Annotated in this window: 11 protein-coding genes; 7 read left to right on the top strand and 4 right to left on the bottom strand. The window is 69.3% G+C overall.

What is annotated here, in order from left to right:
* The first annotated feature begins 62 nt into the window (after nt 1-62).
* Nucleotides 63-1,445 carry an amidase gene (locus ACGFJ2_RS36945; protein WP_393476441.1) on the top strand — a complete coding sequence of 461 codons (1,383 nt, stop codon included), beginning with the start codon at nt 63-65 and terminating at the stop codon, nt 1,443-1,445.
* A gap of 26 nt (nt 1,446-1,471) precedes the next feature.
* Here ACGFJ2_RS36945 and ACGFJ2_RS36940 read toward each other — a convergent pair whose 3' ends face one another.
* Nucleotides 1,472-2,191 (bottom strand): phytanoyl-CoA dioxygenase family protein, encoded by a 720-nt coding sequence (locus ACGFJ2_RS36940; RefSeq protein ID WP_393476438.1) that lies wholly within the window; start codon nt 2,189-2,191, stop codon nt 1,472-1,474.
* 14 nt (nt 2,192-2,205) lie between these two features.
* On the opposite strand from ACGFJ2_RS36940, the gene ACGFJ2_RS36935 reads away from it, so the two are divergent.
* Complete coding sequence (locus tag ACGFJ2_RS36935; protein ID WP_393476435.1) at nt 2,206-2,463, top strand: hypothetical protein; 258 nt, start codon at nt 2,206-2,208, stop codon at nt 2,461-2,463.
* On the opposite strand, the gene ACGFJ2_RS36930 is transcribed toward ACGFJ2_RS36935, so the two are convergent.
* Nucleotides 2,464-3,309, bottom strand: a complete 846-nt coding sequence (locus tag ACGFJ2_RS36930; protein ID WP_393476432.1) for an intradiol ring-cleavage dioxygenase — start codon at nt 3,307-3,309, stop codon at nt 2,464-2,466.
* Nucleotides 3,310-3,495: 186 nt separating this feature from the next.
* Between ACGFJ2_RS36930 and ACGFJ2_RS36925 the strand changes: the two genes are divergently transcribed.
* A complete protein-coding gene (locus ACGFJ2_RS36925) occupies nt 3,496-4,302 on the top strand; it encodes an SAM-dependent methyltransferase (protein WP_393476429.1) in 807 nt (268 codons plus the stop codon).
* A 4-nt stretch (nt 4,303-4,306) separates the two neighbouring features.
* Here ACGFJ2_RS36925 and ACGFJ2_RS36920 read toward each other — a convergent pair whose 3' ends face one another.
* Both ACGFJ2_RS36920 and ACGFJ2_RS36915 read right to left on the bottom strand, forming a co-directional pair.
* Nucleotides 4,307-4,921 (bottom strand): hypothetical protein, encoded by a 615-nt coding sequence (locus ACGFJ2_RS36920; protein ID WP_357939888.1) that lies wholly within the window; start codon nt 4,919-4,921, stop codon nt 4,307-4,309.
* The gene (locus ACGFJ2_RS36915) at nt 4,918-5,781 is read right to left on the bottom strand and encodes a hypothetical protein (RefSeq protein WP_393476426.1); all 864 of its coding nucleotides are present in this window, start codon (nt 5,779-5,781) and stop codon (nt 4,918-4,920) included. The genes ACGFJ2_RS36920 and ACGFJ2_RS36915 overlap by 4 nt, the downstream gene beginning before the upstream one ends.
* A gap of 259 nt (nt 5,782-6,040) precedes the next feature.
* Here ACGFJ2_RS36915 and ACGFJ2_RS36910 point away from each other — a divergent pair, with 259 nt between their 5' ends.
* The 4 genes from ACGFJ2_RS36910 (at nt 6,041) to ACGFJ2_RS36895 (ending at nt 13,742) form a co-directional block, all read left to right on the top strand.
* Nucleotides 6,041-6,877 carry a helix-turn-helix domain-containing protein gene (locus ACGFJ2_RS36910; protein WP_358181309.1) on the top strand — a complete coding sequence of 279 codons (837 nt, stop codon included), beginning with the start codon at nt 6,041-6,043 and terminating at the stop codon, nt 6,875-6,877.
* A gap of 163 nt (nt 6,878-7,040) precedes the next feature.
* A complete protein-coding gene (locus tag ACGFJ2_RS36905; RefSeq protein ID WP_393476423.1) occupies nt 7,041-9,350 on the top strand; it encodes a hypothetical protein in 2,310 nt (769 codons plus the stop codon).
* A 12-nt stretch (nt 9,351-9,362) separates the two neighbouring features.
* Nucleotides 9,363-12,686 (top strand): NucA/NucB deoxyribonuclease domain-containing protein, encoded by a 3,324-nt coding sequence (locus ACGFJ2_RS36900; protein ID WP_393476420.1) that lies wholly within the window; start codon nt 9,363-9,365, stop codon nt 12,684-12,686.
* 228 nt (nt 12,687-12,914) lie between these two features.
* Entirely contained in the window at nt 12,915-13,742 is an 828-nt protein-coding gene (locus tag ACGFJ2_RS36895; protein WP_357939878.1) for a trypsin-like serine protease, read from the top strand.
* The last annotated feature ends 17 nt before the right edge of the window (nt 13,743-13,759 follow it).

Genomic DNA, 13,759 nt, shown 5'->3' with positions numbered 1-13,759 from the left:
TGCCTCTTTCTGAATTCTCGCCCTAGATTCCTCGGCACCGCTTACCCCTCAAGGAGGATGTCGTGGCTGAACTATGGGCATTGGCCGCCGGAGATCTGGCGCGGCTGATCGGCACCCGCGAGGTGTCCAGCCGTGAGGTGGTCCAGGCCCATCTGGCGCGGATCGCCGAGGTGAATCCGCAGGTCAACGCCATCACGGTGGTGCTGGAGGAGCAGGCCCTCGACGCGGCGGACGCGGCCGACCGGGCCCTGCGCGACGGCACGGCGCCGGGCCCGCTCTGCGGCGTCCCCATGACGGTCAAGGAGAACGTCGACGTGGCCGGCTCGGCGACGACACTCGGCATCGTCCCGCTGCGCGACGCCGTCGCCCAGCGCGACGCCCAGCACATCGCCCAGTTGCGCGCGGCGGGCGCGATCCCGCTCGGCCGGACGAACATGCCGGAGTTCGGCATCCGCTGGCACACCGACAACGACCTGCGCGGCGCGACCCGCAATCCCTGGTCGGCCGGCCACACGCCGGGCGGCTCCAGCGGCGGCGACGCGGCCGCGGTGGCGACCGGCCTGACCCCGCTCGGCATCGGCAACGACGGCGCGGGCTCGCTGCGCTGGCCCGCCCAGTGCTGCGGCGTCGCCGCGCTGAAGCCGTCGCTGGGCCGGATCGCCCAGCGAGGGCAGGCGTCGCCGTTCGCGTTCCAGCTGCTGGGCGTGCACGGGCCGATCGCGCGGCGGGTGGCCGACCTGCGGCTGGCCTTCGACCACATGTGCGGCCACGCGCCCGGCGACCCCTGGTACGCCCCGGTCCCCCTGCGGGGCCCCGCCCCGGCGACGCCGATCGGGGTGGCCGCGGTCACCGGCCTCGACGCGGACCCCCGGGTCACCGCCGCCGTACGGCAGGCGGCCAAACTGCTCGCCGACGCCGGTTACCGGGTGACGGAGAGCCTGCCTACCGCCCTGGACCGGGCCTCGGAGATCTACACCCAGATCATGTCCTCCTACGGCCGCGTCCACGAGGAGCAGCCGCCCGTCGAGACGGTCGCCTCCAAGGGGTTCGTCCAGTTCTGGGCCGCATACGAGGAGATCTGGACGCGAGCGGGCGGGCGCGCCGCCTTCGACCCGATGATGGAACGCGCCGCCATCCTGCGGGCCTGGGCCGACTGGACGGACTCGACCCCGCTGGTCCTCGCGCCGATCTGCACGATCCCGGCGTTCCCGGTGGGCGCCGACCTCGATTCCGAGTGGCTGGCCGGGTGGCCGGCGGCGCTGCGCATGAGCGTGGTGGCCAACCTGCTGGGGCTGCCGTCGGTCGCCGTCCCGACCGGTCTGGCGGACGGGCTGCCGCAGGCCGTACAGATCATCGGACCGCGCTTCCGCGAGGACCTGTGCCTGGACGCGGCCGCCGCCATCGAGGTCGGCACCCCGCCCCTGACACCGATCGACCCCCGATAACCCTTGGGTCGAGGTAGTGACAGGTCTCAGCGGAGCGCTCTGGCCAGCGGCGTGTCCGCCGCCGGGTCCAACGGCTCGGTCAGCATGAACGGCATCTGCGCCATGAACCTGGGCCTCTCACCGAGGTGCTCCTGGGCGGCGTGCACGGTCAGCGGATGCACCAGGTAGGCGTCCCCCGGCGAGCCGGTCGCCAGCGCCACCGGCCGGTCCTTGCTGGCCGCGTCCACCAGCCCGCCCGCGCTGATGTGGTCGTACACCTGCCGCTCGTCCAGCGCCCCGAAGCTGTCCCGCTGCGACCCCGCCCTGACCCGGGTCGGCGCGTCCGACTCGCCGACCTCCGAGAACAGCATCAGCACCAGGAGCGTAGTCGAGCGGACGGTCACCCCCCAGCTGCCGTCAGGCCGCGACACGTTGGCGTCCAGGTGCCAGCCGCGGTCGTCGGCCGGCGGTCGCCGCGGGAACCGGATCGGGATGTTGCCCGCCGCGCCACGCGGCTGCCAGCCGCCCTTCCCGCACACCGCGTCCAACCCGGCCGCCAGCTCGGGCGACCTGACCAACTCGCCGAACGGCCCATACCCGGTCATGTCCGCGGCCCACACCACCGGCTCGCGCCATCCTTCGGGCTCGTCCGGCGACAGGCCGATCTGCTTCCACAGCAGCGCCTGCGCCGCCTCACCCTGCTCGCGCGAACCGATCGTCAACTTCACGAAGCCGTCCCGCACGAACGACTCCACCAGTGCCTCCATGCCGACCACGCTATTTGTGGCCGCAACCGGTTTTCGAGCGCGCCCTGATCCCGCCCTGGTCGCCGCCCGCCACCTGGCCGACCGGCGGCGAACACCGTCTCGCACCAGAGGACCTGCTGCGCGACGGGCACACCATCCTGTTGACCCAGCTGCCGGGACCGGCCTACTCCGCCGTCGCCCGCGACTCCGACGGCAAGCCGATCGCCACCGGACAAGGCGAGAGCGTCAACGAGGCCCTGCGGCGCCTGCGCCCGCCCGAGGCCGGGGCCTGATCACTTGCCGTCCTTGTCGGAGTCGGCGGAGAAGACGATCGCCCCCAGATAGCCGTCGTCCTCCTCGGTGACCTTCAGCAGCATGGTGTCCTTGTAGATGGTGTCGCCGTCGTTGAAGGTGTCCCGGCCGGTGTGCGCCGCGTACGGCGACCGCGTGAAGACCTTGGTGTTGAGCGCCTCGTCGAACATCACCTGGGTGGTCAGCACCCGCGCGTTGCTGAAATGCACCATCGCGTGGATGTGCACCGTCCGTCCCCGGTACCAACCCGGCCAGATGGTGGTGAACTCCACGATCCCCTTGCTGTTGGTGACCTGAGCCCCGCGCAGGTAGCGCTTGTCGTCCGCCGGGGTCAGGTCGTTCGCGCTGGTCTCACCGGTCGGGGCACCCGTGGGCGGGCCGCCGTTCGGCGGGGTGCCGCCGGGACGGCCGCCGCCACCGGTCGACTGTGACTCCGCTCCCGAGTACAGCCCGGCCGCGTCGCAGTGCCAGATCTCCACCACGGCGTTCCCCAGCGGCTTGCAGGTCTCGCTGTCCTGGACCTTGACCGCCAGGCGCAGCCGCGTCCCCTTCCGGTCCTCGCGGATGTCGCTGCGGATCTTGTCCGCGTCGAAGTAGTAGGGGCCCTGCGTGGTGGTGGCGGTCAACGTACAGGTGTTGGCGTCGGCGAACAGGGCGGTGAGGTCCTTGGACGTGGTCGCCGTCGGAGACACGCTCGCCCCTGTCGAGGTGGTCACTGCCGGCGCGTCCTGGCCGCAGGCGGCGAGCAGGCTGCCCAGTCCGAGCGAGCTGACCCCGGTGATCAACCGTCGCCGGCTGACGCGCTGGCCCTCATGATCATGTCCCACGTGGTCGCCTTCCGAAGAGTCGAACTTCCCTTCCGCCAGCAAAGCTAAGAAACACCCCTTGAGACGCCATTTGCGGCGGATGAACTTTTCATGAGTCCCTGCCAGTACAAACCAGGACAAGACCCCCCGGACGGGCCTTGGCTTGCTACTGTCCTCTTAGCCGGGTGGGAGCGAAGGAGATGACAAATGAATGACACGCCCCGACGGCCAGGGGTGTCGGCCAACGCTCCCAGCGTCGCCCGCATGAACGACTACTTCCTGGGCGGCAAGGACAACTTCGCCGCCGACCGCGAAGCCGCCGCGCGGGTCCTGGCGCTGATCCCCGACGCCGGGGTGATGGGCGAGTACGTCCAGGAGTTCCGCGAACGGGTCGTGCGCTACCTGGTCGAGCAGGGTGTCACGCAGTTCGTCCATGTCGGCTCCGGGCTGCCTACCAAGCGGAACGTCCACGAGGTGGCCCAGTCGCTCGACCCGGAGGCCAACGTCGTCTACGTCGCCGACGACCCGGTCGCGCTCAACCACGCGCGGGCGCTGCTCGCCACCAACGAGCGCACGGGAGTGGTCGAAGGGGACATCCTCCACCCCGACGCCATGCTGGACGATCCCACCCTGAGCCAGCTGATCGACTTCGACCGGCCCGTCGGCGTCCTGATCATTGGCGCGCTCCAGTACATCCCCGACGAGGACGGCCCGTTCGAGCATGTGGCCCGGCTGTGCGAGCGGCTGGCGCCCGGGAGCTTCCTCTGCCTCACCCACGCCGTCTTCGACGGCCGCCCGGAGATAGCCGAGCAGATCGCCGACGTCTTCCGGGAGGCGCTCAACCGGCCCAAGGGCGGTCCGCGCAGCCGCGATCAGGCGGTGCGCTTCTTCGACGGGCTGGAGCTCGTCGAACCCGGCTTCATCTACGTCCGCAAGTGGCGCTCCAGCACCCCGGTCTCCGACCAGGAGACGAAGCGAGCCTGGGTCCTGGCCGGAGTCGCCCGCAAACCGTGATCCTCTACCGCTCCGGGACGGAGGCGCGCGCCGACCGCGCCCTGATCTGGCCGAGCGCGGCGTGGCTGGCCCGGATGTCGGAGATCAGCACGTACGCGACCAGCAACAGCCCGAGACAGAGGGCGTCAGCTCCCCACCAGGGGATCTCGGCGAGCAGCAGATAGCCGTCACTGTCACTCAGCGATCTGATCACCACCGTCACCGCGGCCACTACCACGGTGACCATCAGCCAGCTGCGTATACGTGGTAGGTTCCCGTTGTTCCACAGCCGGATCCGCCAGCTCATGAACACGGTGAGCACGCCGAGCAGCGCGCAGAACCCGATCAGCCACCACGGCAGCGCGAAGGCGGTCTGCTCGGCGATCTGCGCCTGCGTGGTGCGCAGCTCGGCCTCGGCCTTTCGCTTGGCCACCATGGCGGCGTCGAGCTGCTTCTGCAGCTGGGCCACGCTCTGGCGCGTCTCCTGACGCGGCGGCGTGGGGACGTCGGTCGGCAGCATCCGCGCCACGACGGTCAGCATGATCGCCACGAAGGACAGCGCCAGGACGATGGACATGAACAGGTCGATGAAGCGCAGGTCGAGCGGCGGCGCGAACGATCTGACGGCCCGCTTCCTCACTGCTCCCTCACCAGCGTGTACTTCTGCGGCCGGCTCTCGGCGGCGCTCAACCGCTCCACCGCGGTACGCAGCGCGTCCAGGCCCTTGACCAGCTCCTCGGTCCTGCCTCTGGACTGGGACAGCTCCTGGGTGAGCCCCGTCATGGCGGGCGCCACCTGCTTGACCGGCAGGCGCGCGATGTAGATGAGGAACACCTCGTCGGCGGCCACCACGCTGGCCCGCTCCGCCCGCTCGATCAGCGCCATCCCACCGAAGGCGAGCACGCTCAGGAACAGCGCGACCAGGGTGACACCGAACGCCGACGCCAGCTCGGGCAGCACGTGCTGCTTGAGCGCGGTGATCAGCACGCTGGGGTCCCCCTGGTTGTCCAGGGCGTTCGAGAAGGAGCTGACCATCGCGGCCATCGTCAGCGCGGTGCCGATGAACCCGAACACCGGCAGCGCCCAGATGAGCGCGTGGTCGAGGTGGTGCTTGTTGGCCATCTCGCTGTCGTCCAGCGCGGACCGGGCACCGAGCACCGCCTCACAGTCGTTCCCGGCCTCGGCCGCCTCCTTGAACAGCTTGAGCCGCCGCCCCACCAGCGTGTCCTCGTTCGGCTTCACCGCCTGCACGTTCGCCACGGCCCGCGCCGTCGCGGCACTCTCCCGCCGGATATCCGGTACGGCCCTGACGAGCCGGAGAACGGTGGTCAGGAACACCGCGATGATCAGCGTGACCACGACCTCCGCGGCCGGCGGGGCCGTGGTCGCACCCACGGACACCAGCAGCGTTTCCACCGCTCCGGCCACGAACAGCAGCGCGGAAACCATCAGGCCCACCGCAGGCGCGAACGCCGAGTGACGCCAGCCGTACTTTGACACCCTTCAACCCCACTCCGGCCCACAAACTTGTCAAAGGACTACCTAAGCACACGTAAAGCAACCATTGGGTTACGGAGGGCAGATCGGCCCGCTGCGTTTCGACCGCCGGGCCGACCAGCTACCTCCCGACCGGCCGGATCCTCGTGGTCGAATGCCTGGTCGCTCCAGATACCGAGTGATTTCGCCGAATATCATCGGCTCGAGATCAGTCCATGACGCCCATGAGTTCGGCCGCGTGCGCGCGGGGGACGGGGGATGCGTGAGCGCCTGGCGACCGTTAGCCGATTCGCTGAGCCCGGAGATGCGGCTCCTCACCGGCGAACTGCGCGTCATGAAGGACCGCACCTCGCTGAGCCTGGGGCAGCTGGCGAAGAAGACGGCGTGCAGCAAGTCGGCCTGGAGCCGGTACCTCAACGGCCAGGCGCTCGCCCCATACGCGGTGGTCGCCGCGCTGGGCGAGTTGGCCGATGCCGACCAGGCCCGGCTGCGGGCGCTGTGGGAGCTGGCCGCCGAGTCCGGCGGGCGCGCCGGCGAAGGGGCGTACACGGCGACCGGCGACGGCCCCGGGGTGGACGAGGAGGATGACGCGGAGTCGACCATGCCCTTCAGGGTGGTCAGAGACTCCTCACCGACGCGGCGGTGGCTCGCGATCCTCGCCATCGGGGTCGTGGTGGTGGCCATCGGGTTGGTGGTCGCGGTGCTGACCGGTGCGATCTCCCGCCCGGTGGCCTCACCGACCGGGCCGCGTACGCCCGCCCCGGCGGGCAGCTGCCAGGCGAGCGACTGCACCGGGCGGACGGCGGAGCCCTTGGGCTGCGCTCGCGACGCCGTCGTCACCGCGTCGGTGCAGGTGGACTACGCGCGGCTCGAACTGCGCTACAGCGCGGTGTGCCGGGCCGCGTGGGCCGTGCTGACCGGCGCGCGCCGCTACGACCGGGTCAACGTCACCGGTGACGCCGGAGCGGAAGCCAAGGGCAAGGACCGCGCCGGCTCCGCCGCCGCCACGCCCATGGTCGCCGCGGCCGGCCCGGAGGTGGGTTACGCCTGCGCCGAGCTCACCAGCGGCGCCAGGAAGTGTGCGGCCGCAGGGCGCTGAGCGTCCCGGGATTTCCCGGCTTTCCGGGCGTCCCCGCAGGTCGGAGGTGGGCTTTCCCGCGGTTTCCCGCGTAGTGCGTGATCCATGTACTTCCCTCGCCGGGGCGGCGACGATTCACCCGCCCGTGAATCGGCGGCGCTTCCCGACAGGAAGGACTTCCCACGTGTTCAGGTTTCGCCGGCGGCCGGTGGCCGCCTTGGTGGCCGTCTTCGGCTTAGGCATGGTTCCGGTCGCCTGGGCCGATGGCCCGTACCTCGCGGTGAACGGGGTTCCGCTGGCCGGGGGCAGCGTGACCGCGCCCTTCACCGCGGACCTCGTCGATCCGGGCGTGGTGACCGACGGCGTGAAGTTCCTGCTGGACAACGCCTACCTCGGCAAGGACACGACCGCGCCGTACCAGTGGACGGTGAGCGCTTCGACCGGCGGCCACGAGCTGAAGGCGAGATGGAGCGCGGCCGGGACCACGGTCTCCGCCGAGGCCACGTTCACGGTGACCACACAGCCACCCACGCCGACCCCAACTCCCACCCCAACCCCAACCCCCACGCCCACGCCCACTGTCACCCCCACGCCGCCCGCCGACGGTGAGGCGCGCACCGGCCTCGATCTGACGACCGGCAACCGCCGTGCTCCCGTGGCAGGGCTCTACGACTGGTCCAAGGCGGGCTATCGGGAGGGCGCGCCCCTCCCCGGCGCGTCCGACTACACCACCGACACCGCGTGCCGCCTGACCCCCGCGACACTGGCCGCCACGTACCACGTGCTCCCCGGCGACGGCGGCGACGACACCGCGGGCCTGCAGGCGGCGATCGACTTCGTACGAACACAGTGCTCCCCCACCGCGGCCCCGAACAGGCTCAGCTCCATCCAGCTCCCCCAGGGCGAGCTGCTGGTGACCGGCGAGATCAAGGTGGACGCCGACTACCTGGTGATCACCGGCGCCGGCGCCGACCCGGCCACCGGAACCAAGATCGTGTATCGGCCGGGCTCCGCCACCATGTACGACACGCTGACCTCCGACGGCTCCGACTGGGACCAGTCCGCGATGGAGTGGGGCAAGGCCAACGGCGGCTGGCTGTGGCCCGGCCGCGGGCTGTTCCGGGTCGAGTCGCGATGCGTGGCGGCCCAGTACCGGGTCGGCGCGCAGACCGGCTGCCCCGGCGCCGGAGCCGCCGACGAGGACGACGAGACCTATGACGACGCCCCGGCCAACCGCAAGGACATGTTCGAGGGCACGGTCAACGCGCACTGGGTGTCGGGCGTCAAGCTGCGCGCCATGCCCGGCACGCCGGGATTCGCCGGCAAGACCGGCCAGGACACGGTCTACCTGAGCACGAGCACCTCGGCGGCGCTGATGGCGGGCATCAAGGTGGGCGGCTACGTCAACGTACGCGCGGCCAACACCCGAAACTTCTACGCGCAGATGACCGTGCCCGCCGGCAGCGGCGAGATGGAGAACCTGCACATGCGGCAGCAGCTCTTCAAGGTCAAGGCAGTCGACACCACCGCGAAGACCGTACAGCTCGACAAGCCCCTCGAATTCGACGTGCCGGTCGACTCGACCTCGGACGGCTCCGCGGCCATCGACAACACCGTGTACGCCTCCAAGGTCGCGCCGCTGATCGACCCGGTGGTGGGCGTGGGCTTCGCGAATTTCTTCCTCACCCAGGACATGCCCGGCCTGGACGAACAGGCCGCCGTACACAACTACGGCAACATGGCGCCGGCCGCCGAGATGCACGGCATCGTCGTCAAGCACGCGGCCGACATCTGGATCAAGGGCATCCGCACGCACATGACCGGGTCGCACCCCATCGTCACCGAGGAGGCCAAGAACCTTTCGGTGGTCGACAACACGCTCGACGGCGCCTGGAACAAGGGCAAGGGCGGCAACGGCTACCTGCGCGGCTCGCGCGTGTGGGACTCGGTCTACGCCGGGAACACCACCACCGGCCTGCGGCACTTCACCTTCCAGTGGTCGGCCTCCGGCAACGTGGCGATCGGCAACAAGTTCGACTCCGACATCAACCTGCACGGCGGCTGGGAGCGCAACAACCTCTTCGAGCTCAACCGGAGCACGGTGCCGTACGACCACAGGTCCGGCAGCTGCACCGCGCGCTGCGGGGGCGAGGGCGGCGGCACGGACGACGGCACGTGGTTCCCCGTCTACTGGTCGGCCGGTCCCAAGGCCGTCAAGTGGTCCGGCTCGTCGGGGCCGAACAACGTGCTGTTCAACAACGTGCTGAAGAAGCAGGCCGACGGGCCGGCCGCACCGTACGAGGACTACTACCCGAGCCCCACGACGATCTACCGCTTCGGCTGGAACGGGACCGGCTGGCAGCACCTCGACGTCGGCGGCGTCCCGATCACCGACTGGGCCGGCAACGAACGCCGCGACTACACCGGCGGCCACGGAGTGGACGCCACCGGGACCGACACACAGTCGTCCCTCTTCCTCACCGTCATCCCCTAAGGAGCTGGCAGGGTGTTACAACGCTTATCGAGGTTATTAGCGGTTTTCGCTGGACTCATCGTCATCCTCCCCCTTCTGACCGGAATCTCGGCGGCGGCCGAGCCTGCCCCGCCGCCCACCACCACCCCCGCCGGCAGCGTCCCCGCCGCCGACGCGGACTGGGACACTCCACTGACCGGTTCCCGGCTCAAGGTGCACGACGGCTGCTCCGCCGCGGCCGTGAAGCTCTTCGGGGGACGGAAAGACGGCTGCACGAAGCCGAAGACCGCCGACCTCACCACGCGAAAGGCACGCACGGCCACCCGCGCGGCCGCCACGTCGCTGCCCGCCGGGTGCGCGGCCTCCCCGGAGGGGGCCTGGCACTTCATCAGCCGGGTGGAGGTCTGCGCGCGAACCCCGCTGCAGGCCGCCAAGGTCTACAACCGGGACCGCACCGAGCAGCTGGGCCAGCTCAACTACTTCGTGACGCAGTACTGGCACGCCGAGGTCAACGCCGACGGCCGGGCCATGAACACCTGGAGCTACGAAGCCGAGGTCGTCGCGATCCCCCTGGGCAGCTGGGGCGAGGTGAACGGCGCCGGCGTCGCGGCCAAGGCGTTCTACTGCGAGAAGCTCGGCGTCAAGCCGTCCTGCCCGAGGGTGCTCGACGACGGGAGCGACTACAAGGAGTTCCCGCGCGGTGATGGCCTGCCCACGCACCCGCTGGTGTACGACGCTCCGGTGCGCGGCACCTGGACCACCGACACCGTCGTGTCGGCCCGGAGCGGCGAGGTGTCCTGGGCGACGGTGCTCGGCCGGGTGGAGATCGTCTTCCCGGAGCACCCGGATCAGCCCGCGATGTCGGTGCTGGCCACCGAGCCGGACATCCGCTGCGACGGGATCGACTCCACCATCAAGGACGCCGGTTGCGTGTTCCCGCAGCAACCGGACACGATGACCTTCGCCCTCGACAACAGAGAGGTGCAGGAACACGCGCTGCACATCCGCGACGCTCAGCGACGGCGCGGCGTACCCGGCATGAAGGACGGCGGCCCCGCCCCCGGCGAGCCGGGCGGCGTCCCGTTGACGCGGGGCGCCAAGGAGGGCGACAACCGGGACATCGCCTGCCCCCGCAGCCTGCCGCGTCCCCCGGGTGACCTCGACAGCTGCGACGAATATCCCTTCAACTCCACGGCGGAGGGCGCGGCCGCGGGCAAGGGGGTCTCGTGCCGGATGATCAACGCAGCGCAGAACAGCCAGGGCGGTACCGATCTGAATCGCTTCTATCAGAACCACCACGTCCTGAAGATCGACAATCCCGCCGATCCCGCGGAGAAGGGCGACGCGTTCTACGTCCAGATCACCGGTAAGTACAACGCGGTGTCGCCACGCGCCTGGTCGCCCAACGCCGAGCACACGTGCGGCTACCCCGACCTGTACATTCCCCCGCCCGCGCCGCTGAAGGACCTGGACCTGTCCGCGGGGAACCGCCGCGGGCTCCAGATCGGCCTGCGCGACTGGACCAAGGCCGGATATCTGGACGGCGGCGACCTGCCCGGCGCCGGTGACTTCAACCCGAACGGCGCGTGCGCCATCACCTCCGCCGCCATGCGGAGCCAGTACGGCGTGCGGCCGAACGACGGGCAGGACGACACCGGCGGCATCCAGAACGCCATCGACCACATCAAGGGCACGTGCTCACCGAGCGCCGGATACCACAGCCTCAGCCAGATCACCCTGCCGGCCGGAACGCTCAACGTGACCCACCAGATCTACGTGGACGCCGACTACATGGTGCTGCGCGGCGAGGGCTCCGACCCCGACACCGGCACCCGCGTCGTCTACACCCCCGATGCCAACACCCGCTACGACAAACTCACCGCCGACGGAGCGGACTGGGACGAGGACGCGATGACCGTCGACCGCGGGGACGGCAATGCCGAACCCGCTCCCGGCGGATGGATCTGGCCGGGGCGCGGCCTGTTCCGGGTGCAGGCCAGAGAGCGCCATCCCGACTACGAGAACGGCTGGAAGGCGGCGCCGCAGAACCGCAAGGACATCTTCGAGGGCACGGTGAACGTGCACTGGAAGGTCGGCGCGAAGCTCAAGGAGAGCGCGAAGTGGGGCGAGGGACTCGCCGCGCGGACGGGCGACATGACGATCACCCTGGCCGACAGCACCAACAGCAAGATCATGGCGAACTTCAAGGCCGGCGCGTACGTGAACATCCGCGCCGCCAACACGATGAAGTTCTACCAGCAGATGGAGGCCGTGCCGACCGAGCACGAACTCCAGAACCTGCACATGCGGCAGCAGATCTTCAAGATCACGGCGGTCAACGGCAAGACCATCACGCTGGACAAGCCGCTGGAGTACGACGTGCCGGTCAACTCCACCTCCGACGGTTCGGACCCCATTCCCGGGCTCGACAAGCCCTTCGACTCCAAGGCCTCGCCGATCGTCGATCCGGTCCTGGGGGTGGGGATCGAGAACCTGTACTTCACCCAGGACATGCCCTCCGAGGAGGCCATCTCGGCCAGCCACAACTACGGCAACATGGATCCGGCCGGGGAGATGCACGGCATCGTGCTGAAGTGGGCGATCAACGGCTGGGTCAAGGGGGTCCGGTCGTACATGACGGGTTCCCACGCCATCGTGACCGAGGAGGCCAAGAACCTTTCGGTGATCAACAACTACCTGGAAGGTTCATGGAACAAGGGCAAGGGCGGCAACGGCTACTTCCGCGGCTCCCGCGTCTGGGACTCGGTGTACGCCGGCAACGCCACCCGCAACCTGCGGCACTTCACCTTCCAGTGGTCGGCCTCCGGCAACGTGGCCATCGGCAACGACTTCGACTCCGACCTCAACCTGCACGGCGGCTGGGAACGCAACAACATCTTCGAGCTCAACCGCGTCAACACGCCGTACGGGCACCGGCCGGGGAGCTGCTACAGCAACTGCGGTGACGAGGGCGGGAGCCCACCGGACGACTCGCAATGGTTCCCGATCTGGTGGGCCGCGGGAAAGAAGGCGGTGAAGTGGTCCGGATCATCCGGCTACAACAACATCTTCTTCAACAACATCATGAAAAAGCAGCTCGATTCCAGCAATAACGCATCCATCACCTACTACCCCGACCGCACAAAGATGTACTCCTTCGGCAGCACGCTCATCGACGGCACACTGCCGACCTGGAAGCACCTCACGGGGCCGGACGGCGGCCCGATCGCCAACTGGGCCGGCTACGAGCGGGACGACTTCTGCACGGGCAATCGTGGCGTGTGGTGCGAGCCGATGAGCGGCAAGTCCCTGTTCCTGAACAACGTGCCGTCATCATGGCCGGACAACTCCGGCTGATCGGCGCTCGGGACTGGAATCGCAGGTGAACGGCCATCACGCGATCATCTGGAGATCGCGTGATGGCACCCAGCGGAGCAGAGTCACCACGCATAGATCACCCGTCTATGCGCGCAGCATCGCCGAATCCCGCGTCCCCGCACTCACAAGCGTCACATCAGCCCTGGCGGAGGTAAATTTTTTGCACGGTATTCCATGCGGAGGCTATGTTCCGCCTACACTCCTCAGATGCGTTACGTCCCTTTTGTCCTAGTTATTGCGGCCACGGTTGCTTATTCAGCTACGCCCGCGGCAGCCATCACCAACGGCTCGGACGACGGTGACGCCCACCCGGAAGTAGGGGCCCTCGTCGCCGAGAAGCCGCACTCCGACGGTACCTGGGCGTACTGCACTGGCACCCTCGTCTCGCCGACGGTCTTCCTCACCGCCGCGCACTGCGGGGAGCGGAATCAGAAGACGGCCCAGGTCTCCTTCGCCCACCACTACACGCGCGGCGACCAGCTCTACTCCGGCCGGTACATCCCCGACCCGCGGTTCACGACGGACTCGGATCTGCACGACATGGCAGTCGTCGTCTTCGACAAGCCCGTCACGGGCATCCGCCCGGCCCAGTTGCCGGAGGTGGGCATGCTCGACCGCCTCAAGGCCGACGGCAAGCTGAAGTCCGCCCATTTCACCCCCGTCGGGTACGGCGCCCTCTCCCCGGCCAAGGGTGAGCACGGCGCCCAGGACAAGGGAGGGCACGGCGAGCAGTGGCATTACACCGACACGCGCCGCCAAGCGTCCATCTCCTTCGAGAACCTGTCCGCCAAATGGCTGGACCTGTCCCTGGCTTCCCATGGGGACGGCAGCACCTGCTTCGGCGACTCAGGCGGCCCGAACTTCCTGGGCGGCCCCGACTCGCACCTCCTCGTGGCCACGTCGATCAGCGGGGCCGACGACGCCTGCAAGGGAACCAACTACGACTACCGCCTGGACAAGCCGACAGCCCGGCAGTTCCTCGGCAAGTACGTTCCTCTTCCCGAAGCTGCCAGCGCTTCTGCCGACCTCCGGTAGTGCCCCTGGATGAGCCC

Origin of the sequence: Nonomuraea sp. NPDC049028 (assembly GCF_043197735.1) — a bacterium.
In the GTDB taxonomy this organism is placed as follows: Bacteria; Actinomycetota; Actinomycetes; order Streptosporangiales; family Streptosporangiaceae; genus Nonomuraea.
The sequence above is the reverse complement of the archived record's forward strand: the minus strand, read 5'-3'. Positions and strand labels throughout refer to the sequence as shown.